At 40.7% G+C, this 21619-nt stretch carries 17 protein-coding genes; 12 read left to right on the top strand and 5 right to left on the bottom strand.

Annotated features, from left to right (window positions below; genetic code table 11):
* The first annotated feature begins 1 nt into the window (after position 1).
* Entirely contained in the window at positions 2 to 1657 is a 1656-nt protein-coding gene (locus ACYZ0U_RS07905) for a polysaccharide lyase (RefSeq protein ID WP_461451540.1), read from the top strand.
* Positions 1658 to 1733: 76 nt separating this feature from the next.
* Here ACYZ0U_RS07905 and fbp read toward each other — a convergent pair whose 3' ends face one another.
* Positions 1734 to 2783 carry a class 1 fructose-bisphosphatase gene (fbp, locus tag ACYZ0U_RS07900; RefSeq protein ID WP_461451539.1) on the bottom strand — a complete coding sequence of 350 codons (1050 nt, stop codon included), beginning with the start codon at positions 2781 to 2783 and terminating at the stop codon, positions 1734 to 1736.
* Between the two features lie 594 nt (positions 2784 to 3377).
* Between fbp and ACYZ0U_RS07895 the strand changes: the two genes are divergently transcribed.
* The 9 genes from ACYZ0U_RS07895 (at position 3378) to ACYZ0U_RS07855 (ending at position 15617) form a co-directional block, all read left to right on the top strand.
* Entirely contained in the window at positions 3378 to 4538 is a 1161-nt protein-coding gene (locus tag ACYZ0U_RS07895; RefSeq protein ID WP_461451538.1) for an iron-containing alcohol dehydrogenase, read from the top strand.
* A gap of 3 nt (positions 4539 to 4541) precedes the next feature.
* Positions 4542 to 5480 (top strand): dihydrodipicolinate synthase family protein, encoded by a 939-nt coding sequence (locus tag ACYZ0U_RS07890; RefSeq protein WP_461451537.1) that lies wholly within the window; start codon positions 4542 to 4544, stop codon positions 5478 to 5480.
* A complete protein-coding gene (pdxA, locus tag ACYZ0U_RS07885) occupies positions 5467 to 6516 on the top strand; it encodes a 4-hydroxythreonine-4-phosphate dehydrogenase PdxA (protein ID WP_461451536.1) in 1050 nt (349 codons plus the stop codon). The genes ACYZ0U_RS07890 and pdxA overlap by 14 nt, the downstream gene beginning before the upstream one ends.
* A complete protein-coding gene (locus ACYZ0U_RS07880) occupies positions 6517 to 7674 on the top strand; it encodes a four-carbon acid sugar kinase family protein (RefSeq protein ID WP_461451535.1) in 1158 nt (385 codons plus the stop codon).
* A 17-nt stretch (positions 7675 to 7691) separates the two neighbouring features.
* On the top strand, positions 7692 to 9260 hold the full coding sequence (locus ACYZ0U_RS07875) for a sodium:solute symporter family protein (RefSeq protein ID WP_461451534.1): 1569 nt from the start codon (positions 7692 to 7694) through the stop codon (positions 9258 to 9260).
* A gap of 264 nt (positions 9261 to 9524) precedes the next feature.
* Positions 9525 to 10655, top strand: a complete 1131-nt coding sequence (gene rhaT, locus ACYZ0U_RS07870) for an L-rhamnose/proton symporter RhaT (RefSeq protein ID WP_461451533.1) — start codon at positions 9525 to 9527, stop codon at positions 10653 to 10655.
* Positions 10656 to 10675: 20 nt separating this feature from the next.
* The gene (locus ACYZ0U_RS07865) at positions 10676 to 12796 is read left to right on the top strand and encodes a bifunctional aldolase/short-chain dehydrogenase (RefSeq protein ID WP_461451532.1); all 2121 of its coding nucleotides are present in this window, start codon (positions 10676 to 10678) and stop codon (positions 12794 to 12796) included.
* 124 nt (positions 12797 to 12920) lie between these two features.
* The gene (locus ACYZ0U_RS07860; RefSeq protein ID WP_461451531.1) at positions 12921 to 14195 is read left to right on the top strand and encodes a TIM barrel protein; all 1275 of its coding nucleotides are present in this window, start codon (positions 12921 to 12923) and stop codon (positions 14193 to 14195) included.
* A 42-nt stretch (positions 14196 to 14237) separates the two neighbouring features.
* Positions 14238 to 15617 (top strand): FGGY-family carbohydrate kinase, encoded by a 1380-nt coding sequence (locus tag ACYZ0U_RS07855; RefSeq protein ID WP_461451530.1) that lies wholly within the window; start codon positions 14238 to 14240, stop codon positions 15615 to 15617.
* On the opposite strand, the gene ACYZ0U_RS07850 is transcribed toward ACYZ0U_RS07855, so the two are convergent.
* Positions 15614 to 16318, bottom strand: a complete 705-nt coding sequence (locus ACYZ0U_RS07850; RefSeq protein ID WP_461451529.1) for a DUF3826 domain-containing protein — start codon at positions 16316 to 16318, stop codon at positions 15614 to 15616. The two genes, ACYZ0U_RS07855 and ACYZ0U_RS07850, sit on opposite strands and share 4 nt — an antisense overlap.
* A gap of 232 nt (positions 16319 to 16550) precedes the next feature.
* On the opposite strand from ACYZ0U_RS07850, the gene ACYZ0U_RS07845 reads away from it, so the two are divergent.
* The gene (locus ACYZ0U_RS07845; RefSeq protein WP_461451528.1) at positions 16551 to 17999 is read left to right on the top strand and encodes a sialate O-acetylesterase; all 1449 of its coding nucleotides are present in this window, start codon (positions 16551 to 16553) and stop codon (positions 17997 to 17999) included.
* Positions 18000 to 18002: 3 nt separating this feature from the next.
* Here the strand turns inward: ACYZ0U_RS07845 and ACYZ0U_RS07840 are convergent, their stop codons facing one another.
* Genes ACYZ0U_RS07840 through ACYZ0U_RS07830 form a run of 3 tightly spaced genes read right to left on the bottom strand, consistent with a single transcriptional unit; the run spans position 18003 to position 20731 of the window.
* A complete protein-coding gene (locus tag ACYZ0U_RS07840; RefSeq protein ID WP_461451527.1) occupies positions 18003 to 18590 on the bottom strand; it encodes a LutC/YkgG family protein in 588 nt (195 codons plus the stop codon).
* A 22-nt stretch (positions 18591 to 18612) separates the two neighbouring features.
* Positions 18613 to 19986: a lactate utilization protein B gene (locus ACYZ0U_RS07835; protein WP_461451526.1), complete on the bottom strand. Its 1374-nt coding sequence runs from the start codon at positions 19984 to 19986 to the stop codon at positions 18613 to 18615.
* A 4-nt stretch (positions 19987 to 19990) separates the two neighbouring features.
* Positions 19991 to 20731, bottom strand: a complete 741-nt coding sequence (locus ACYZ0U_RS07830) for a (Fe-S)-binding protein (RefSeq protein WP_461451525.1) — start codon at positions 20729 to 20731, stop codon at positions 19991 to 19993.
* A 307-nt stretch (positions 20732 to 21038) separates the two neighbouring features.
* Here ACYZ0U_RS07830 and ACYZ0U_RS07825 point away from each other — a divergent pair, with 307 nt between their 5' ends.
* Complete coding sequence (locus ACYZ0U_RS07825; protein WP_461451524.1) at positions 21039 to 21611, top strand: Crp/Fnr family transcriptional regulator; 573 nt, start codon at positions 21039 to 21041, stop codon at positions 21609 to 21611.
* The last annotated feature ends 8 nt before the right edge of the window (positions 21612 to 21619 follow it).

Here is a 21619-nt window from a genome sequence, read left to right as displayed (position 1 = left end):
AATGAAGAAGAAACTTATTGTTCTGGCTGCTCTTGCGGGATTAACCGGAACTTATCAAACTGCACAAGCACAATACCCACGGGTACCTCCTGCCATGCAGGCCAAGTCGGACTCTATTTATAACATCGAAAAACAACGCTCTGATGCTGCATTTGCAAAAGCAATGCCCGCTATTGAACGCGACGAAAAAAACGGAAAGCCTTACATTCCCTGGGCGGCTAAACCATCAGATCTGCCTCAAGCTAAAATCCCCGCGTTCCCGGGAGCTGAGGGTGGTGGTATGTATTCGTTCGGAGGTCGTGGCGGCAGGGTGATTGAAGTCACTAACCTGAACGATTACGGACCTGGCTCACTACGTGATGCCTGCGAGCAAGGTGGTGCGCGAATTGTGGTATTTAATATTGCCGGGATTATTCATTTAAGTCAGCCAATTAGCATAAGGGCGCCATACATTTCCATAGAAGGACAAAGTGCACCGGGCGATGGTATTTGTATAGCAGGAGAATCTGTTTGGGTTGATACTCATGATGTGGTAGTACGATTTGTACGTTTCCGCAGAGGCGCTACGGATGTTACCCGCAGGGACGATGCCTTCGGCGGCAACCCGGTCGGTAATATTATGATAGACCACGTATCCGGCAGCTGGGGTTTAGATGAGGTTATGTCGATGTATCGCCACGTATATAACCGTACAGGTAAAAAGAACGGGGATAAACTGCCTACCGTAAACATTACCATGCAAAACTGCATGTTTGCCGAAGGCCTTGATACTTATAACCACGCTTTTGGCAGTACGCTTGGCGGTTTGAACAGTACCTTCATGCGTGATCTTTGGGCTAACAACATCAGCCGCAACCCGTCGGTAGGCATGTATGGCGATTTTGGCTTTGTTAATAACGTGATTTTCAATTGGTGGGACCGCAGCGCTGATGGCGGCGATAACAACTCGCTATTTAACTTCTTTAATAATTATTACAAACCAGGGCCCATAACTGACATTGCCAAACCTGTTGGGCACAGGATCCTGAAACCTGAATCGGGTAGATCGCCGGAAAGTAAAGGATTGTTTGGCCGTGTATACGCTCATGGTAATATTATGGAAGGTGATGATAAAGTAACCAACGACAACTGGGCTGGTGGCATACAAATTGGTGAATTGCCTGATGCAGGCCGTTATACCGACAGTATTAGGGTTAATAAACCTTTCCCGATAGCGCCAATAACTGTAATATCAGCCAAGGAGGCTTATGATTATGTATTGAATAATGTGGGTTGTTTCCTGCCGAAACGAGATGCTGTTGATAAGCGCATCATTAACGATGTTAGGACCGGAAAAATAACCTATGTTGAAGGAAGCGATAACAGCAATGGCAAACAATGGGTTAAACACCGGTTGCCGGACTCATCCTACAAAAAAGGTATTATTACTGATATATCGCAAGTTGGGGGTTATCCTGAATATAGAGGAACGCCTTACAAAGACACCGATCATGACGGGATGCCTGATGAATATGAAATTAGCCATGGCCTTAATCCAAATGACCCTAAAGATGCTGCATTGCCTGCAAAAAATGGCAATGGCTATACTAATATCGAAGTTTATTTAAATGGCCTGGTGCCATTGAACAGGGTTGTGCCCATTGGTTATAAAGATTAATACAAACTCAATTAAAATAAGAAACCCGGTAGCAAATGCGCACCGGGTTTTTTTTTAGATATGGTTAAGGGTTGGTTTACTGAATTGTAACAGCACCTTCAAAGGTGGTTTTAAGTATTTGAGGTGAAAATGAAGCCATAAATTCTTCAGCCTTCTTCACCATGTTTTCTGAGCCTATAAATATTGGCGAGCGCTGGTGTAATTCTTTCACATCAAGATCAAGGATCCTTTTGTAGCCGTCAGACGCCAAGCCACCTGCTTGCTCAATGATAAAAGCCATTGGGTTACACTCATATACCAGGCGCAGTTTTCCTTTGATGGAACTTGCAGTGCTCGGATAAATAAATATCCCTCCTTTGATCATGTTACGATGCAGATCGGCAACCATGGAGCCAGTGTAGCGTGAAGTATATGGCCGTGAGGTTGGCTTATCCTCTACCTGGCAATATTTTATATACTTTTTAACCCCGTCAGGAAAATGGGTATAATATCCTTCGTTAATAGAATAAATTATGCCATCCTTCGGAATAGTTAAATTAGGGTGCGACAAACAAAATTCACCTATTGAAGGGTCGAGCGTAAAGCCGTTTACTCCTTTACCTGTGGTATAAACCAGCATGGTTGATGAACCATAAATGATATAACCGGCGGCAACTTGTTCGGTACCTTTCTGTAGCATATCCTCCAGCGTAGCCTTACCGGTAACCGATTTTCGACGGTAAATGGAAAATATAGTACCTACCCCCACATTAACATCAATATTTGATGAACCATCCAGCGGATCTATCGCCACGATGTATTTAGCATCTTTAGATACCTCTGAATCAATATAAATGTGCTCATCATTTTCTTCAGATACTACAATGCAACATTCGCCGCCACTTGTTAATGCAGCTATAAATTGTTCGTTGGCATAAACATCCAGCTTTTTCTGGCCTTCGCCTTGTACATTTATGGTACCGGCTTCACCTAAAATATCGACCAGCCCGGCCTTGTTAATTTCGCGGTTCACAATTTTCGCGGCAATGGCCAGATCGCGTAACAAGCGCGAAAGTTCTCCCTTTGCATAAGGAAAATCGTCCTGCCTTTCAATAATAAATTGACCTAATGTCTTTACTGCTACCATGTACTTATCATTAATTATTTGTCGCTATCATTTGGAGTTGCGACATAGGCTTATATATCTTGGATATTATAATATCTTAACTTCCTACAAAGTTATCTTCAGGTTACTGTAACATCAAGTTTTAAAGCAGTAATATTTACTTAATCGTTGTCGTAAATAGTTCAATAACTGTATAATATGAGGTTACGTAAGTCAAAATGAGCATTTATTTATAAAAAACTATGATTTAAGACTTAGGAAATATTTTCAATTTTAATAAATATTTATAATTGATAATTCCACTTAATGATAATATTATACAATTACTTGCATAAATTATACAACCCTAATATTAATCCCGCTAATACATTTGTTTTATATAAATCTAAAAGCTTGATTAGTGAGATGCTGTATTAATGTACTGACCCTTAGTTTTATAACTTACAGGAGCCATGATAATATAATATACACTATTGAAAAGATACCATACAAAACACAAAATTCATAAGAGTAATTTAAGCAATTATAAAACCTGCAATATTACAAGCTTTGGCGATGATTTTGCTAAATAAAGCATTAACCAATTGAACCGGTAATTATACCCGGGTGATTAACATGATTATAAATAATACGCATAGCTTTTCTATCAATTTTCCAGGGAAGCTTGTTTTTGGCAATGGTTGCCTGGCATCACTACCGTCCGAAATTATAAGCTTGGGTTGCAAAAGCGCGTTTATTGTAACCATACAACCGCTTTTGGGTATGTTAGATGCATTTATAAGTGAATTAGGCAAAGCGGGACTCTTAACTGCGGTAAATACCGGTATAGTTCAGGAACCAACTTTTAATGATTTTGAAAACCTGCTTATCGATGCAAAAAGGATTAAACCTGATGTTGTAATTGGTATTGGTGGTGGCAGTGTATTGGATATGGCAAAATTGATTGCCGCACAATTGGATAATGATCAAACGCTTGCAGATATAGCAGGGATTGGCCTGTTGAAAGGGCGTAATATAAAACTAATATGCGCTCCGGCAACTTCGGGTACCGGAAGCGAAGTATCGCCAAATGCTATTTTGATTGATGATATTGATAACCAGAAGAAAGGTATTATCAGTCCGTTTTTAGTGCCCGATATTGTCTACGTTGATCCGCTATTAACCATAAGTGTTCCGCCGGCCATTACCGCGGCAACCGGTTTGGATGCCTTAACCCATTGCCTTGAGGCTTATACCAATAAATTTTCGCGCCCATTTATTGATATGTATGCCTATGAGGGCATGCGATTGATCGCAGCAAATTTAGTTAAAGCTGTAAAAAACGGAAAAGATGAAGAAGCACGCAGCCAGGTTGCCATGGGCAGTTTATTAGGCGGCTTTTGTTTAGGCCCGGTGAATACGGCAGGTGTTCATGCGTTATCATACCCGTTAGGTAGTTCATTCCACCTGGCACATGGCTTATCCAATGCCTTATTGTTGCCTTATGTTATGGAATATAACATGATTGCTGCACCATTGCGCTATGCCGATGTTGCCGTAGCTCTGGGCTGTGAACGGGAACGGGATGATCTTGCAACAGCAAAAAAAGGAATTGAAAAAGTAAAGCAGTTAATTGCCGACTGCGAAGTTGCTGCCCGTTTAAGAGATGTAGATATACCACAGGATGCCATCCCTCAAATGGCTAAAGATGCTTTAAAAATTCAGCGCTTGTTAAAAAACAACCCGCGACATATAAGTGAAGAAGATGCTATTAACATTTACCAAAAAGCGTATTAACAGATGACCAATAAAGAAAAATATAAAGGGGTAGTTATCCCCGCTGTTACACCGCTTACCAAAGACCTTAAGCTAGACTATGGCGCATTGGAAAAAATGCTCCATCATTTACATAAACACCATGTAATGCCTTTTATTAATGGCACTACCGGCGAATCAACATCCTTATCATTCAACCTAAAAAAAGATTTCATAGTTGCTGCGTTAAAATTAAAACAGACTGATGATGTACTTTATGCAGGCATATCGGCAAACTGTTTAGAGGATTCTGTAAAGCTGGCAAAAATTTGTTTTGATAATGGTGTTGACGCAGTTGCAGCTACGCTCCCATCCTATTATAATCTTTCGGATGACCAAATGCTTCGGTATTTTGAGAATTTGATAGAACAGGTTCCGGGACCAGTGATCATTTATAATATCCCTGTTACTACACGCATGTCTATCCCGTTAAAAATAATTGACCGATTGAGTTATCACGAAAAAGTTATCGGTACAAAAGATTCTGAACGCAGTGAGGAGAGGTTAAAAGAATCTCACTTTTTGTGGGCCGAACGCGATGATTTTTGTCATTTCTTAGGATGGGCTCCAAAATCTGCCGAGGCGCTCATCAATGGCAGCGATGGATTGATACCAAGCACAGGAAACCTTTGTCCGCATATTTATGACGGATTGTATAAAGCCGTTAAAAACGGTGATCATGAAAGGGCTTATAAGTTTCAGAAGCTATCTGACGCTATGGGCGATGTTTATCAAAAAGGCAAGCTGTTGGGTGAATCTCTATGGGCACTAAAGGTATGTATGCATGAACTTGATTTATGCGATGAGTATGTGATGCCACCGATATATCCGCTTGGAGACGACGAGAGAAATAAAATATTGAAACACTTCCGCCACCAGGTTGAGAAGGAAAACTTAATAATGAATAGTGATGCAAACGTTTGATAAACCTACTATCGGGATAACCATGGGCGATCCCGCGAGCATCGGTCCCGAAATTGCTGTTAAAGCATTAATGAACAAGGAGGTATATGATATTTGCAACCCGATATTAGTTGGTGATGCCCGCGTATTTGCGGATATTATTAAACGCCTTAAAATTGATGTTGCCATTCATTCGATTGAAAGCGTAAAAGAAGCCAAATTCAATGTTGGTGTAATCGACGTTTTCGACTTGCATAATGTAAAAATGAACAAGCTTGTTTTCGGTGAGATATCAGCCATGGCAGGTGATGCCGCATTTGGATCAGTAAAAAAAGTGATTGAACTGGCTATGACAGGCGAAATTGATGCTACCGTTACCGGCCCTATCAACAAAAAATCCATAAACGAAGCAGGGCACCATTTTGCCGGGCATACCGAAATATACGCTCACTTTACACATACCAATAAATATGCAATGTTATTGGTTGAAGATAATTTAAAGGTGATCCACGTATCAACCCACGTATCCTTACGCCAGGCTTGTGACCTGGTAAAAAAAGAAAGAATACTTGAGGTTGTGGAATTATTATATAACGGACTGGTAAGTTTAGGAGAAACTAACCTTAAAATTGGCATTGCCGGGCTTAACCCGCATGCCGGTGACAGTGGCTTATTCGGTACCGAGGATGATATGGAAATTATGCCTGCTGTTCAGGAAGCATTAGCCCGGGGTTATAATGTAGAAGGCCCTGTACCGCCGGATACATTATTTGCCAAAGCAGCAACAGGCGCCTATGGTGGTGTAGTAGCTATGTATCATGACCAGGGGCATATCCCTTTTAAGCTATCAGGATTTAAATGGGACGCCGAAAAGCAGCAAATGGCGAGTGTAAAAGGTGTAAATATTACGCTTGGTTTGCCGATCATCCGTACATCAGTTGACCATGGCACCGCATTTGAAATTGCAGGTAAAGGCATAGCGAGTCCGGATGCGATGTTGTTGGCAATTGAATCGGCTGTACAATTGAGCCGTTACAAAAACCAGGTGATTTTTTAAATGATAGCTGTAATTGCTGATGATTTAACCGGCGCTGCTGAAATTGGAGGTTTAGCTCTAAAATACAACTTAAAAATAGAGCTGACTACCAAACCCGGCTTAAACTCAAACGCTGACGTTTTAGTTATTTGTACTGATACGCGATCAATGCCGTTGCAGAATGCTTTAAAAGTAACAGAGCAGATAACAGAAATCCTCAACCTGTTAAAACCGGACGTTATATTCAAAAAAACAGATTCGGTTTTGCGGGGGCATATAATACCTGAGCTTAAAATACATCTGCAAAAACTGGGTTTAAAAAAAGCTTTACTAATCGCGCCTAATCCACAATTTGGCCGGATCATAAAACAAGGGCAGTATTTCATAAATGATCAGCCTGTACATTTAACCAGCTTCGCTCACGACCCTGAATTTTCGATGAGCAGTAATAAAATTCATGCAATGCTGAGGGTTAAAGATGGTGACATCTATTTAACAGATCATACTGATGAACTTCCCGATACCGGAATTATAGTTGGAAACTGCGAGACCAAAGAAGACTTAGCTCACTGGGTAAACCAACTTGATACAGAAACACTTTTAGCCGGTGGCGCCGGAATATTTAAAGCATTTCTTAAATCACTAAATATAAGCGGTCAAATTTCCAGCTATCAAAACAACGAACAAATTGAACCATTAAAACTATTTGTTTGTGGCACTACGCATGATGACAGCAGGCAATTGGTTAAAAAAGTTGCCTATAATGAGGGGCCTATAAGTTATATGCCGAAAGTAATTATCGCGACAGCAAAAAATGAAGAAAGCCTGTTTGATAATTGGGCAAATGAAATAGTATCTTTATTAAAAATACATAAAAAGGCCATTGTTGCTATTGATGAAAATACAACCCGAAAAGTTGCAATAACCGCTGCTGATTTACGTGATAAAAAAGCAAGGGTTATTGAAAAGGTTTTTCAAAAAATTGCTATAAATGAACTTTTAGTAGAAGGCGGCTCAACAGCTGCCGCAATTATAAACCGTTTAAACTTTAATAAATTTTCCCCGGTTGCGGAACTTGGCCCTGGTGTTATCAAAATGAAAGTCGAAGGTATTGACGATCTTTTTTTAACGCTTAAACCCGGTAGTTACCAATGGCCTGCCAATACCTGGAATTTTTAATAACACTTGCCAAATAAATGAATACAGCACACCTGCATATACTCGATTATGGTATTATAGCTGCTTTTTTATTTATTACTGTTTATTTCGGATTTCGATTTTCGAAAGGTCAAAAATCAACGCAAAGCTATTTTGCTGCCAATGGCAAAATTCCTTCATGGGCTATTGGATTATCTATTCTTTCAACACTAATCAGCAGCATTACCTTTCTTGCCTACCCCGGTGAAGGTTATTCATCCAACTGGATTCTATTGGTACAGGGTTTAATGGTACCAATTGTGTTATTAACCATGATCTGGTTTATTGTACCACTATATCGCAAAGTTATCGGACTAAGCACGTATGAATATTTCGAAAAACGTTTCGGGTCATTTGCCAGGTATTACAGTTCTTTAGGTTTCGTGTTAACCCATTTCTCAAAAATGGGGACAGTATTTTTTCTGCTATCCTTAGCGCTGGCAAATATGTCTGGTGTAAACACATTGGTTATCATCGGGGTAATTGGTGTGGTTATTATTATACTGGCATTATTAGGCGGTATCGAGGCTGTTATCTGGCTTGATGTTATCCAGGGCTTTATGCTTTTTGGTTGTGGTGTTGCTTGCTTGATCATCTTAATCTATTCCATCCATGGTGGCGCAACGGAAGCCTGGCATATAGCCAAAGCAAACGGAAGAACAGGTTTTGGGCCCTATGATTTCGATTTTAAAAAGTTAACCTTTATTGTAATGGCCATTAACGGCATATTTTATGGCGTGCAAAAATATGGTACAGATCAAACTATCGTTCAGCGTTATTTAACGGCAAAATCTGATAGGTCTGCTATTAGGGCATCATTAATGGGTGTGTTTTTATTAGTGCCTGTTTGGGCTTTATTTATGCTGATAGGCACAGCCCTGTTTGTTTACTACAAGCAAAACCCAATACCCGCAGGCATACGCCCGGATGCTGTTTTCCCTTATTTTATTGTGAATAGCCTGCCTACAGGCGTTGTCGGGTTGATCATAGCATCGCTGGTATCTGCGGCAGTGTGCAGCCTGGGTGCAGATTTGAATTGCTTGGCTGCAGTAGGCGTTGAAGATTATTATAAACGCTTCTACCCCAACAAAACTGATAAAGAATATCTAAAAGCCGGTAAATGGATCGTTGTATTGGCAGGAATCGGCGCACTGCTGATCGCCGCATTATATCTTTCCGCTGGTGATGAAGGTGTTTTAGGGATCGTGTTTACATTGTATGCCATCTTTTCGGGTGGAATTTCCGGCATATTTTTACTGGGATTATTCAGCGCGCGTGCTAACAGGCAAGGCGTGACTATTGGCATTCTTGCCTGTATTATATTTACAGCTTATGCCTTTCTTACGTCAACGCAAATTGGGTCGGGCCATTATAAATCATTATTATTAAATCTTGGAAAATACAACTTCAATCAAAATAAATTGATGCTGGGTGTTTATAGCCACCTGGTAGTGATTATTGTTGGATATGTTGGCAGTTTGTTTTTCCCTAAACCAGATATTGACAAGAAATTATTATATAGCGGATGGTTGCATGTTAAAAGAAATTCGGATATAAGCAAACAATAATTATTATGAATATTTTTTTCTGCTACCAGGCTTTACAGCTAAATAGGCCAATGTAGCAATGGTAAGATATTATATTATCATGATAACCTTTCATAAAAAACAAGGTACTCATCATAATAGCTTTGAATATAATAGCGAACGAAAAATCAGGCAATTTGTTTAATTCCGTCCAGCTTTAAAACATAAACCGGCTCATGATATTTTAAGATAATATTTGCCGTTAGTACTGTTTATTGTTAGCCAATTTTTATAAACCTTTTATAGATGCAAGTTATTTTTGGTGTTATTTTCCACTTCATTGGCGGGTTTGCCTCCGGCAGTTTTTATATCCCTTACAAAAAGGTTAAAGGCTGGGCATGGGAAAGCTATTGGATAGTGGGTGGCCTGTTTTCGTGGCTGATTGTACCACCTTTGGCTGCCTGGCTAACCATCCCTCATTTTGCCGAGATCATCCATGATACCAATGGCAGTATTTTATTGCTGACCTATTTTTTCGGTTTACTCTGGGGTATAGGAGGCTTAACTTATGGTTTAGGCGTTCGCTATCTTGGTGTATCCTTAGGCAGTACTATCATATTGGGCTTATGCGCCGTATTTGGCTCCATTATACCATCTGTTTATTACAATTTCGTTCCGCAGGCAGGGAAAGATACCATTACCGACTTAGCCACCTCGCATTGGGGGCAACTGGTTTTACTGGGCATTGCTTTAACTGTAGTAGGTATAATTATTTGCGGTAAAGCCGGGATGATGAAAGAGAAAGAATTAATGGCCGGCAAAGCCGATGTTGCTGATAATAAAGATTACCGTTTTGGCTTGGGTATTGCCGTAGCTATTGTATCAGGTGTGTTAAGTGCCTGTTTTAATTTTGGTATTGAAGCCGGTAAAACCATGGCTGACCAGGCAAATACCGTTTGGATGGCAGCACATCAAGGGCAGGGCAATTTCCTTTTTCAGAATAACGTGGTTTACATTGTTATACTTTGGGGCGGATTGACTACCAACTTTATTTGGTGTATGATACTCAATGCCCGCAATAAAACGTTTGGTGATTATACCGATCAAAAGACTCCCCTTCTTAAAAACTATATTTTCTCGGCATTGGCAGGTACAACCTGGTTTTTGCAGTTCTTTTTTTATGGCATGGGTGAAAGCAGGCTGGGTAATGGCGCCAGCTCGTGGATCTTACACATGGCATTCATCATACTTATAGCTAACGCTTGGGGCCTTGTATTAAAAGAATGGAAAGGTGTAAGCAAAAAGGCATTACTAACCGTTATAGCAGGTATAGCGGTTATTATTCTATCGGTTTTAGTAGTAGGTAAAGGGAATTCAATAAAGGACAAAGAAGTTGCCCAGTCAAAAACAAGTTTTAACATTAAATTAAGAAAATAAAAACTCAATCAATAAATATTATGTCTGTTAGCACAACACAATTTAAGCATGTAAGTTATTTATGGGACGATGCCAAGGCGGCTGAATTAGCCGGCGATGAGGTAGCCCTGTTAATATACCGCTCAAACTTATTAGGAGCCGATCTTCGCCTTACCAATTACGGTGGCGGCAATACTTCGTGTAAAGTAATGGATAAAGACCCGCTTACCGGTAAAGAGGTTGAGGTGATGTGGATTAAAGGATCAGGTGGCGACATCGGTACTTTGAAAAAAAGCGGACTGGCGGCATTATATGTTGATAGGTTGCGCAGTTTAAAAAACGTATACCATGGTATTGAGTTTGAAGATGAAATGGTAGAGCTATTTAACCACAGCATTTTCGATTTGAATTCAAAAGCACCATCTATCGATACCCCATTGCATGGCTTTTTACCTTTTAAACATATTGACCACTTGCACCCGGATGCGGCTATTGCTATTGCGGCAGCAAAAGATGGTAAAAAAATAACTGAAGAACTATTTGACGGTGCAATAGGCTGGGTTGACTGGCAACGCCCTGGTTTTGATCTGGGATTACAATTAAAAGCTTGTTTAGATGCCAGCCCGAATATCCGCGGTATCATGTTAGGCTCTCACGGCTTATTTACCTGGGGCGATACCGCTTATGAAAGTTACATGAATACCCTTGAGGTAATTGAAAAATGTGCTGACTACCTGGAACAAAACTACGGTAAAAAAGGACCAATATTTGGAGGCCAAAAACTGGAAAGCCTGCCTGCTGAAGATCGTAAGAAACAAGCGGTTGCATTAGCACCTATACTGCGTGGTTTTTGCTCATCAAAAGTGCAGATGATCGGTCATTTTACAGATGATGCACGTGTTTTAGAATATACCAACTCAAATGATCTGGAGCGTTTAGCGCCAATGGGTACCAGTTGCCCGGATCACTTCCTGCGCACTAAGATTAGTCCGCTGGTTTTGGAATTGGAGGCCGGTGAAGATTTAAGCGACGTAAACGCGATCAAAGCAAAATTAGCTCCGGCTTTTGAAGCTTACCGCAAAATGTACGAGGACTATTACAACACCTGTAAACATCCAAACAGCCCGGAAATTCGTGATGCGAACCCGGTTGTTATATTATACCCGGGTGTAGGCATGTTCACCTTTGCAAAGGATAAACAGACTGCCCGTGTAGCCGCTGAATTTTACATCAACGCCATTAACGTAATGAAAGGCGCTGAAGCAATTTCAGAGTACACCTCATTGCCACGCCAGGAAGCTTTCGATATTGAATATTGGTTATTGGAAGAAGCTAAATTATCGCGCATGCCTAAACCAAAGGCATTGTCCGGCCGTGTTGCTTTAATTACAGGCAGCGCTGGCGGTATTGGTAAAGCAATCGCTAAAAAACTGGTAGAGGAAGGTGCCGTAGTTGTTTTGAATGACATGAATGCTGAACGCCTGGAAGGCGCAGGTGAAGAGTTTAAAAAAAAATATGGCAAAGATGCCTATACAACTGCTATGCTGGATGTTACTAACGGAGAGCAAATTCAGGAAGCCATTGCAACAGCCATTTTAGCTTTTGGTGGTGTGGATCTGATTGTAAATAACGCAGGTTTATCTATCTCTAAATCTATTGCTGACCATACTGAAAAAGATTGGGACTTATTATATGATGTATTGGTAAAAGGCCAGTTCCTGGTTACACAGGCAGCCGTTGGGGTGATGAAGAAACAAGCTATCGGTGGTGATATCATCAACATTGTAAGCAAAAATGCATTAGTAAGCGGGCCTAATAACGCCGGCTACGGTAGCGCTAAAGCCGCGCAATTACATTTAAGCAGACTAAATGCCGCCGAGTTAGGCGCAGACCATATCCGTGTGAATGTAATCAACCCGGATGCCGTGATTAGCGACAGCAATATTTGGGCAGGTGGCTGGGCTGAAGGCCGCGCCAAAGCTTATGGCGTAACTGTTGAAGAATTACCTGCCTATTATGCTAAAAGAACTTTATTGAACGAGGTTATCCTTCCGCTTGATATTGCCAATGCCTGCTTCGCATTAACAGGTGGTTTGTTAAATAAATCAACCGGAAACGTGATCAATGTAGATGGTGGCGTAGCTGCAGGATTTGTAAGATAAGCCCCCCTTGAAATTTTTTCCCGGATGCGGAGATTTTTTGAAAAAACAAACATTAATAATTATATAACCATAATAATTTAACGATTTAAAGTCCTCCCTGCCGGGGAGGGTTTGGGAGGGGCTTATGCAAATAGATAAATATAAAGTTGATGAGCTTAACAATGTGCTCATCGGCAAACATCAGCAACAGTTTAATTATGTGGCTGCCGACGTACAGAAACTGGACGATATAATGCATAAATTGGCTGCATTCAACATCGCGATACCAAGCTGGGCTTTGGGTACAGGAGGCACACGTTTTGGCCGTTTCTCGGGTGGCGGAGAACCGCGCAGTTTGGAAGAAAAGATCGAAGATGTTGGTGTTATCCATGCACTGAACAAATCAAGCAATTCTATTTCTTTGCATATTCCATGGGATATTCCTGATAACGCGCAAGCTATTAAAGCTTTGGCTGCGCAAAATGGTTTACACTTTGATGCAGTGAACTCTAATACATTCCAGGATCAAAAAGATCAAAAACACAGCTACAAGTTTGGCTCGTTACACCATGTGGATAAAGCTGTACGCAAACAGGCTGTAGACCACAACATCGAGGTGATTAAATATGGCATCGAGTTAAATTCAAAAGCCTTATCTGTTTGGCTGGCTGATGGCTCTAATTTTCCGGGACAGCTTAACTTCCGTAACGCTTTCAAAAACACATTGGAGAGTTTGCAGGAAATTTACGAGGCATTACCTGATGATTGGAAAGTTTGGGTTGAATATAAACCATACGAGCCTAACTTCTACTCCACCACAATCGGCGATTGGGGGCAATCATACCTATTAGCATCTAAATTGGGCGACAAGGCAAAAACATTGGTTGATCTTGGTCACCACTTGCAGGGTACCAATATTGAGCAGATCGTATCATTATTGCTGATGGAAGGCAAACTTGCCGGATTCCATTTTAATGATTCGAAATATGGTGATGATGACTTGACCGTAGGCAGCATCAACCCATATCAATTGTTCCTGATATTTAATGAGCTGGTTGAAGGCATGGATGCCCGGGGTATGAACCATGCAACTGACATAGGCTGGATGATAGATGCCTCGCATAATTTAAAGGATCCTATCGAAGATTTGCTGCAATCTGTACAGGCTATAAAAATAGCTTATGCACAAGCACTTTTAATTGATAAGGCTTCCTTATCCGCAGCGCAAAAAAATAATGACGTATCGCTTGCGCAGGAAATATTGCAAACCGCTTATCGTACCGATGTAAGGCCATTAGTTGCTGAAGCAAGTTTACGTAATGGCGGCGCTATCGATCCCATAAAAACTTACAGAAGTTTAAAAGTAAGAGAAAACCTGATTAAAGAACGCGGATTAAAAACGGTAGCCACCGGATTATAAACCTCTCCTAAATCCTCTCCAAAAAAGGGCTTAAAGAAAACAATGAGTATACCAGTAATAGCCATATTTGATGTAGGTAAAACCAACAAAAAGCTTTTTCTTTTTGATGAGCATTACCAGATGGTTTACGAAAAGTGCGCTCGCTTTATTGAAACTGTTGACGAAGATGGCGATCCGTGCGAAAATTTAGAAAGCCTGGAATTATCTGTTTTTGAATCGCTTCGTGAAGTTTTCAAACTCGATCAATTCGAGATCAAAGCGGTTAATTTTTCAACCTACGGCGCCAGCTTTGTGCACCTGGATGAAAATTTTAAGCCGGTAGCACCTTTGTATAATTACCTGAAGGAATTCCCCGCTGAGCTAAAATGGCAATTCTACAATACATACGGCGGCGAAGCAAAGTTGGCGCGGGAAACTTCGTCACCTGTTTTAGGTAATTTGAATTCGGGCATGCAATTATACCGCCTTAAATATAAAAAGCCGGAGTTGTACCACAAGATAAAATACAGTCTTCACTTACCTCAATATCTAAGTTTTTTGTTAACCGGTAAAACCTATACAGATATTACAAGTATTGGCTGCCATACCGGTTTATGGGATTTTGAAAAAAATGATTACCACGATTGGGTTTACAAAGAAGGACTTGACAAAAAATTCGCACCGGTAATACCTGCCTACAATATACTGCCGGGCAAAATGGGCGATCATGAATTCATTGCCGGCGTTGGCTTGCATGATAGCTCGGCCGCTTTAATCCCCTATCTTGTAAATTTTAACGAGCCTTTTATATTGATAAGCACCGGTACCTGGTGTATCAGTTTAAATCCATTCAATAATTTGCCGCTGACGGACGAGGATTTGGATAATGATTGCTTGTGTTATATGCAGTACAAAGGTTCGCCTGTAAAAGCATCACGCCTGTTTGCCGGTAATGAGCATGAGATCCAGGTAAAAAAGATCGCGGCTCATTTTGATGTAAATACTTCCTTGTTTAAATCAATAGCTTATGATCAGGATATTATCAAAAAGCTTAAACAAGATCAAGATCCCGGTTTGCAACCTGTTTCGAGCCATGAGTCTGCATTTTCAAAAAGAAACTTAGATTCATTTAAAAATTATACAGAGGCGTACCATCAGTTGATTCTTGACATTATGGACCAGCAGTATAAATCAACCAGCCGAATATTACAAGGCACAAATGTGCGCAGAATCTTTGTAGATGGTGGCTTCAGTAAGAATTCTATCTACATGAACTTGTTAGCAAATGCTTTTCCTGAACTGGAAGTTTTTGCGGCATCTATGGCGCAGGCTACTGCGGTAGGAACCGCGATAGCTATACATCATCAATGGAATGGTAAATCCTTGCCTTCTGATTTGGTGGAATTGAAGTATTATTCAATTCCGCACCCTACAACAACTTAGTTTTCAACCGGTTCGCTGGTGCCTTTGCCGGCTTTTTTAGCAGCAATTACCTTATCTACATAAGACTTATAAATGGTTTTCCAGTTACGGCCGCTGCTGTAGATATAATCCTCAACATGAGTTTTGTGTATTTTAAAGATGGTCGACATTTCGTTCTTCACATCCTTGTAATCAACAGCTTCTTCCCTCGCTTCTTTTAGTTCTTTCATGATAAAAGCTTCATCAGCCGGCGACATATCAGGCAGAATGGCCTTATAACCGTTCATAGTAAACTCAAGTTTCCCAATGGTATACTTGTCTAATATCACTGCAATTTGATCTTCAGTAAGATCTTGTTTTAAACCAGCCATTAACGCATCATGCACGGTTTTAGGTATGGTGGAATCAATGATAAACTGGCGTTGTAACTGGGTATAAACTTTTCCATTTATTGGGTCGGCACCTTCGGGCACTAAATTGTATGAATGACTATTGTGCCAGTCCCGAACAGCTATCATGTGTGTTAAAATAACCGTCTTTACCCTTGATGCCTTAGCCGTATCGGCAAGATTAAGTGCGGCTACAAATTGATCAGCTTTTACCCCAGGGTCATTCTTGTTTGGTTTAGTTTCTGTTTTAGGACTTGCGGGAGTTTGCGCAAATAAATTGGTAGTAAATAATATCGCGGCAAGGCCGGCGCAAATAATATATGTTTTCTTCATGATTAAATTTAGTTTATGCTGCAATTGGCAAGCAGAATAATTGTTGAAAGTAAAGTTACCCGCATTTATTGCCATAAATTAAAATGAATTATCCAATGATTATACAATCTTACCTTATCAGCCGAATCACATCAACAATAAAAAAAAGATAATTTACATTTGGTAAAGAGAACCAATTATAGCCTGATTTATTTTTCGTAATAAAATAACCACAGGCACAAAATCTTTAAAAATGAATTTACGTCGTTTGATATTCGCAATGCTATTATGCCTCGCATTTAATATTTGTAAAGTTGATGCCCAGGCAAAAATGGCCGGTTTGTTTACTGATAACATGGTATTACAGCAACAATCAGCCGTACCGTTTTGGGGTTGGGATAAAGCGGGTAGCCATATTAGCATTACAACATCTTGGGATAAAAAAACATATAAAACCGATGCGGATGCAACAGGTAAATTTATGGTAAAGGTAACAACACCTGCTTATGGCGGCCCTTACCAGGTAACCATAAGTGATGGCAAACCATTAATACTAAATAACGTGCTAATTGGCGAAGTTTGGCTTTGCGCCGGACAATCAAACATGGAAATACCAATGAAAGGTTATAAAAGCCAGCCTATATTGAACTCGAACGAAGCAATTCTGGAATCGAAAAATCCAACTATTCGTTTGTTTAACGTACCGCATGGTTCAACAATTGCGCTCCAAGCAGATATAAAACCAAGCCAATGGCAGATAGCATCGCCAGAATCGGTGGCTAAGTTTAGTTCGGCAGGATATTATTATGGACGATTGTTGAATAAGATGCTGAATGTACCTGTCGGTTTAATTTGCTGTGCCTATGCCGGATCATCAATACAAGCGTGGATGGATGCAGAAGAGTTAAAGCCTTATCCGGAAATTAAAATACCAACCCTTACCGATTCTATTAAAGAAGTTAGCCGTACGCCAACTACCTTGTATAATGCCATGTTACATGGCGTAATTGGTTACGGCATAAAGGGCACCATCTGGTACCAGGGCGAATCTAATTATGATTTTCCGGCGCAATATGATTCCCTGTTTGTTGATTTTGTAAAGAATCTGCGCCAGAAATGGGGTATCGGCAATTTTCCTTTTTATTATGTGCAGATAGCACCTTATAACTATGCGCAGTTACCGCCTTACCATAAAGGCGGCAAATATAACTCTGCTTTTGTACGTGATGTACAGCGTTTAGCAGAAAATAAAATTCCTAACTCTGGAATGGCAGTAACCATGGATATCGGCGAAGAAGCAACTATCCATCCACCAAGAAAACAACAAGTTGGCGAACGTTTGGCTTATCTTGCTTTGGCTGAAGTCTACGGAATAAACGGTTTTGGCTACCATAGCCCGGCCTATGACTCCATGACCATAAAGGGTAGTTCTGCTATCATTAAGTTTAAATATGCCGTTAACGGGCTAACCTCATTTTTAAAGGAGTTGAATACATTTGAAATAGCCGGAGAGGATAAACATTTCTATCCTGCCAAAGCGGAAATAAGCGGCGCTTATGTAACGGTAAGCAATAGCCAGGTGGCAAAACCTGTTGCCGTACGTTATGCCTTTAAAGACTTTGTTGTAGGGGATCTTTTTGGCACCGACGGTTTGCCTGTCTCTTCATTCCGCACTGATGATTGGGATTACAGCTTTCAATAATTTTCATTCGATCAGGAAAACGGTCATTGTACGTGGGCCGTGTGCCCCTAATACCAACGATTGCTCAATATCAGCAGTTTTTGACGGGCCTGCGATAAATGTCCCGAAACCATATTTATCATTACCGATATTAGCATAAGCCTCGTGCATGGTTGGTACAATGCTTTGCGCATTTACAATTACCGCCAAATACTGGCAAATAAATGGCAGTACCCTTGAGAATAACCTGTCTTCGGTTACCCATACAGCGCCATTCTCGGCTACTGCAAAGTTTGCTTCAATAATAGCGTAGTCAACGTTTTCCAGGCTGTGGGTTTGTTTGGTCGTACTGGTGATTAACTCCATAATGTCGCCCAAAAGCGGCACGGTTGTAATCTCACGACTGTCAGGAACCTTACTTTTTAATAGGTAGTAGCGGACATCTGCTATGCTTTTTACCGTAACCACCTTACCGCCGATCGCGGTTATGGTATTGATAAATTTAGCGGTCAGATCAGTATGATCGCCTTTTAAAAGATCAATATCAGGCAATCCGACAAATGCCGGTTGGTTTTGATTTACTGCCGATAAAATTTTATCCCTGGTATTCACTTTTACTAAAATTTAGGTTATTTTATTTTCTGTTTTTGCTATACCATTCGCCAAAAGACTGTTTGGGCACTTCGGGCATATCACGATGTTTGTACCATGGGTTTAACTGATTATTAACCGCAAAAGGTGCCAACTTCATGGTAAACCTTGCTACTTTACCAGCCATGTGGTATTTGCCCGGTGAAGCCAGCACCCAGGCCATTGCCTGCATACTTGCTTTTTTTGCAGCTGGCACGTAACCATTTTTAACGATCACCTGCCGCCATTTATAAAGCTGGTCGTGAATATCAATTTTTACAGGGCATACATTGGAGCATGAGCCGCAAAGCGTTGATGCAAATGGCAGATCAGCATATTTTTCCATGTCCAGGTTTGGCGCCAGGATGGAGCCAATAGGCCCTGAAATTGCATAATGATAGCTATGCCCGCCGCTGCGACGATAAACCGGGCAGGTATTCATACAAGCGCCACAACGAATACATTTTAATGAGTTACGAAAATCCTCCCGGCCCAATTGTACACTTCTGCCATTATCAACTAAAATAATATGCATTTGCTTCCCCTTGCGCGGCTTAACAAAATGGCTGGAGTAAGTTGTTATAGGCTGCCCCGTAGCGCTTCGCGTTAACAAGCGCAGAAAAACACCTAAATGTTTTCTTTCAGGGATGATCTTTTCAATCCCCATGCTGGCAATGTGTACATCGGCTAAATGCGCACCCATATCGGCATTCCCTTCATTGGTGCAAACCACAAATTCACCGGTTTCAGCTACCGCGAAGTTTACTCCGGTAAGTGCAGCCTTGCGGGTTAAAAAAGTGTCGCGAAGATGCTGCCGTGCTGTTTCAGTTAAAAATTGTGGATCGGCATTACCTTTTGGTGTATTTAAATGGATATGGAACAGGTCTCCTATTTCTTCCTTTTTTTTATGGATGCAGGGCAATACAATATGGCTGGGCATTTCTTTAGCTAACTGTACTATCCGCTCACCGAGGTCAGAGTCGATCACACCAATACCATTTGCTTCCAGGTGCTCATTCAAATGGCATTCCTCGGTAAGCATTGATTTGCTTTTTACCATTTGAGTTATGCCATTCTGTTGAATAAGCTCAAGCACAATCGCATTATGTTCTTTAGCATCAGCAGCCCAGTGTATCTGAATGCCGTTGGCCAAGGCATTTTTTTCAAACTCCTGCAGGTAATTACTTAAATTGGAGAGCACATTATTTTTGATCTGCGAAGCAGTCTCCCGTAATAATTCCCATTCCGGAAGTTTATGTACGGCTATATCACGCTTTTGTCTTATCCACCAAAGGGTTTCATCGTGCCAGTCAACACGTTCATTATCTTTATTAAATACTTCCGCTAATTCCGCGTGATCCTTAGTTGCTGCACTCATCTCCTTAATTTTTGCTGCCGTTTAATATTTCGGCAATATGAATTACGTTTACTTTACTGCCCTGCCTGTGTAATATGCCTTCCATATGCATCAGGCACGAAAGATCGGCAGAGGTAATATATTCTACTCCATGTTTCAGGTGATCGGCTACCCTGTCCTGCCCCATTTTTACAGATACCGCTTCTTCGGCCACGCAAAATGTACCTCCAAAGCCACAGCATTCATCTTTACGATCAAGCGTCATCAACTCCAAACCCTCAACCATATTTAATAATTGGCGCGGTTTCGAGAAATCGTCAGCAACCAATTCAGTCATTTGCGACAGGTGTAAACCGCGTTGCCCATGGCAGCTTTGATGCAGCCCGACTTTGTGCGGAAATGTTGCTTCCAGTTTTTCAACCTTTAATATATCGGTCATAAATTCGGTAAGTTCGTATACTTTATCGCGTAAGGCTACCGCAGCAGCTTCATTAGCAGTTGAATGTAAATGATGTTTGATATGTAAAACACAGCTGCCCGAAGGACAAACCACGTAATCAAATTCCTCGAAATTTTCGATAAATAAATTATTACAACCGCCTGTTAAATACTCAAAACCAGAGTTGGCCATCGGTTGCCCGCAACAGGTTTGGTTTTTAGGATAAACAACTTCAACTCCCAGTTTTTCGAGTAATTGCAGCGTAGCAATTGCCGCACGAGGATAAAACTGGTCGACATAACACGGAATAAAAAGGCCTACTCGCATTTTCTGTTCAAATATTATAATTGGAACTAGCCCTTCGGTGTATGATTTAACTGTGAAAAATGCAATTTTAAGCACAGATTACCTTAAAGCTTATCAGGATGCAATTTAAGGGATAATACATACTGTTATATTATAGATTATTAGCAGGATGTTAGATGATTTTGGCATGAAAACATTTAGTTTTATAGCGAGATTCAAAATTACTGATGAGAATTTATCAGAATAAAATTTCTTTAATTTGTTAGATCTTACAGGGTGATTATTCATTTGCTAATGCCGGCAAAATAAAGATATTTGTATTGTAAGTATGGATACAAACACGCTTGAGCTTTATATTGATAAAGTTTTGGATTTACCCGCTGAAGACAAGAACTTATTGATCAGTAGCGCGCAAATGCAATTCTTTAAAAAAGGCGATATCGTACTAAAGGAGGGTGAGGTTTGCAAAGTATTTTATCTGGTTAACAAAGGCTATTTACGGTCCTATTACAACAAAGATGACGTGCAGATAAACCTGAATTTTACTTTTGAAGGTAATTTTACGGCAAATTTAAATAGCTACCGCAGCAGGCAATCTTCTGAATTTAATATTGAAGCTGCAGAAGATGCAGAAGTATGGATAATTAATTTCAGATCATTATCACCTAAACTTGTTGACCATCCGGAGCTTGGGAGGTATTTCCGGCGGCTAGCTATTAACCTGCTGTTAGCCTCCGAAGAGCACAGCAAGCTATTTAAGATCTACACCCCTACTGAACGGTATCGCTTTATTGAGCAAAACAGCCCGCGTTTGTTACAGCGGGTACCACTATCGCAATTAGCCTCTTATCTTGGGGTTACCCGCGAAACCTTAAGCCGCATCCGCGCGAAGAACGTTTAGATCTGATC

The sequence above is a fragment of the Mucilaginibacter sp. genome (genome assembly GCF_965225845.1).
GTDB lineage: Bacteria > Bacteroidota > Bacteroidia > Sphingobacteriales > Sphingobacteriaceae > Mucilaginibacter.
The sequence above is the reverse complement of the archived record's forward strand: the minus strand, read 5'-3'. Positions and strand labels throughout refer to the sequence as shown.